The 2,716-nt window shown below is 70.5% G+C and carries 3 protein-coding genes and 1 pseudogene; 3 read left to right on the top strand and 1 reads right to left on the bottom strand.

Going from position 1 to position 2,716, the window contains the following annotated elements; translation table 11 throughout:
* The 3 genes and pseudogenes from NBZ85_RS29995 to NBZ85_RS29985 all read left to right on the top strand — a co-directional run.
* Positions 1 to 271, top strand: a pseudogene (locus NBZ85_RS29995) (hypothetical protein); the annotation flags it as partial.
* A 33-nt stretch (positions 272 to 304) separates the two neighbouring features.
* Positions 305 to 1,255: an NsdA family TPR-like regulatory protein gene (locus tag NBZ85_RS29990; protein WP_498041096.1), complete on the top strand. Its 951-nt coding sequence runs from the start codon at positions 305 to 307 to the stop codon at positions 1,253 to 1,255.
* Positions 1,252 to 1,902 carry a 2'-5' RNA ligase family protein gene (locus tag NBZ85_RS29985; RefSeq protein WP_261563291.1) on the top strand — a complete coding sequence of 217 codons (651 nt, stop codon included), beginning with the start codon at positions 1,252 to 1,254 and terminating at the stop codon, positions 1,900 to 1,902. The genes NBZ85_RS29990 and NBZ85_RS29985 overlap by 4 nt, the downstream gene beginning before the upstream one ends.
* A 282-nt stretch (positions 1,903 to 2,184) precedes the next feature.
* Here NBZ85_RS29985 and NBZ85_RS29980 read toward each other — a convergent pair.
* A partial coding sequence (locus NBZ85_RS29980) for a hypothetical protein (RefSeq protein ID WP_498041097.1) occupies positions 2,185 to 2,716 on the bottom strand: 532 nt, incomplete at its 5' end.

The following is a 2,716-nucleotide window of genomic DNA, read 5'->3' as shown; positions in this document are numbered from 1 at the left end:
GCGCCCCACCCCGCAGATGCTCGCCCTACTCGCCGAGGTCTACGGCACCAGCATCGACAACCTCCTCGACCTCGACGACCGCGAACACATGCCCCCCGCCGACACGCTCCTGATCAGTAAAACGCCGAGAAGCCGGCGGGCACGGCCTGAGGACCTGCCGGTGCCGAGAGATGTGTCGGAGGTCGGAATCGCCGGAAAGGACATCCGCACTTTCACTTCGGTAATCGTCCCGCCTGCCGTAGACGCGACAGTTTCGCCAGGCACTGGATAGACTGGATATGACCGCCACGCGGAACTGGTCGATGTGGGTTTTCGTCTGCGGTATTTCTCTGCACCGTCCGTCCACACGTCTTTTCTCGACTATCTCGACAGTTTCGTTGATGACTGTATCGAGTCCTACGAGACGCGTGGCCCGGCCGCATTGATGCCCCTCGTCGTGCGGCAGCGGAAAGCAGTGCAGACTCTCATCGAGGGCTGGCAGCTACCCCGGCAGCGTCATCGGCTCCTTCGAGTCGCCGCGCGGCTGTCGGGGCTGGCCGGGTACATGGCGGTGAACCTCGGTGACTTCCTGCTCGCGCGCGCTCATTGCACGGAGGCGTTCACCATCGCGGTGGCCGTGGAGGACGGCGACCTGGTGGCCTGGGTGCGGGCTACGGAAAGCCTGTGCGCCTACTACGCCGGCGACTACCGGCTGGCGCTGGAGCGGGCGCGCGACGGACAGACCTACACCGCAGGCGGCCCGCAGGCGATCCGGCTGGCGGTCAACGGCGAAGCCCGCGCCCTGGGCCAGCTCGGCGATCGTGAGGGCGTGCGGGAAGCCGTCGGCCGCGCGTTCGACCTCGCCGAACGCGCTGAGTTGCCCGCCGGCATGTCACCGTGCATCTCCTTCGGCGCCTACAGCCTCGCGCGGATCGCGGCAAACGCCGCGACCGCCCATGTCGGCACCGGAGAAACCGCCCTCGTCCAGAGCTACGCACAGACCGCCACCGACACGCCGGGCACCGAACGCTCCCCGTGGAGCCACGTCCTCATCGCCCTCGACATCGCCACCGCGCTGACTACCGGCGACGACCCCGACCCCGAACACAGCGCCACCCTCGGCGTCGAAGCTTTGACCCGCGCAGGCAATCAGCCGATCGAGTCCATCCGCCAGCGCGGCCAGGAACTCGCCCGCCGCACCGCGCCCTGGCGGTCCCTGCCCACCGTCGCCGAACTGGCCGAGGTGTCCCGGACGCTCGCCGGCGGGTCGTGGTGAGCGAGAACGACCCGGTCCACGACGACTGGGAACGCTTCCGTGTCCTGACCACGATGACCAATCACTGGGACCGGCCCGGCTGGACCCCCGCCCGCCGCAGCTTCCACTGGTTCCTGACCCTCGACAGCGCCGCCCTGCGCGACCTCGCCGCCACCTGCCAGGAGCGGCTGCGCGTGTTCGACTGCCTCGACCCCGTCCCCGCCGACGGGCTGCACCTCACCGTGCGCCGGCTCGCGTTCACCGACGAGATCGACACCGCCGCCGTCACCACGGTTGTCCGCCGGGTCGCGCAGCGGTGTCGTGGCCTGCCGGCGATCGGGATGCGGGTCGGGCCGCTGGCTGGGTCAAGCGGCGCGGTCCGCTTCACGGTCACGCCCTGGGAGCCGTTGGTCGAACTCCGCGCCGCTGTGGACGAGGAGACAGCCGCGTGCGGCCTGCCCGCCGTCGACCGGCGTTTCCGCCCTCACGTCGGCATCGCCTACTGCAACCGCGACGTGCCCGCACAGCCGATCATCCGCCGGGTCGCGGGCCTGCGTGACCTTCCCCCGATCGAGGTGCCCGTCATGGAAATACGGCTGGTACGGCTGTACCGCGACGGCCGCACCTACCGATGGGACACGGAGAGCATCGTCCCCCTGCACACCTGACACATCACGCACGGCCGTGTGCTGCGCGACCTCGGGTTGGGTGGCGAGTAGGAAGCCGACGCCAACCGTGCCGGCCCGCTGCCCGTCCCGGGCGGTGCCAGCAGGCTGTGCGGCGGCCTCGATGACGGCGAGCCCGCGGGTGGAACCATTCACCACTGGCAGATAAGGAATGCTGGCACCCGCGCACCGTACACCCGTGCCGCGACACCACAGAACCGTCGAACGACAGAGCCTCCGTGCCCGGCGGGCCTTCGAGGCCGATCGTTGACGTGCCCGCCCGGACTACTTGTCGCCGTCCCGGCCAAGGAGAAGAGCTCCACCCAGATCAGCCGTCACGGAGCTTCCCGGCCAGCGTGCGGCCAGGTCGGCGTGCAGCCGCCGCAACCGCGGGAGCAGCCGAGCCGACCCCGTCTCAGTGGCGATCGTGGCTGCTTCGATGCCGGCGGCGCCGGCGAGGTCGGGGCTGTCGGCCTGGAGGTAGGCGGCGGCCAGGTGGCAGAGGAACTCCGCCGCCCAGCCGGAGGTACGTGCGTCACCGAGTCCGGCGAGTCCGCGGGTGAGGCAGACGATCGCCTCCTCGTTGTAGGCCGGGTCGTCGCGGCCGAGGTAGCGGCAGACCCAGCCGCGTTCCAACGCGTAGAACTCCGGCGTGTAGTAGTAGATCCACGCCGGAGCAGCCTCCTCGTCCGCCGCCGCGGCGGCGACAAGATCGGCCCCCCGCGCCAGCGCCTCGACCGCCGGCCGGCGCTGGCCGGCGAGCGCATGGGCGCGGGCTTCCTGGTGGGCGTCGTAGGCCCGCTGGCCCACCCACACC

Source organism: Frankia tisae (assembly GCF_025403405.1).
Classification (GTDB): domain Bacteria; phylum Actinomycetota; class Actinomycetes; order Frankiales; family Frankiaceae; genus Frankia; species Frankia tisai.
The sequence above is the reverse complement of the archived record's forward strand: the minus strand, read 5'-3'. Positions and strand labels throughout refer to the sequence as shown.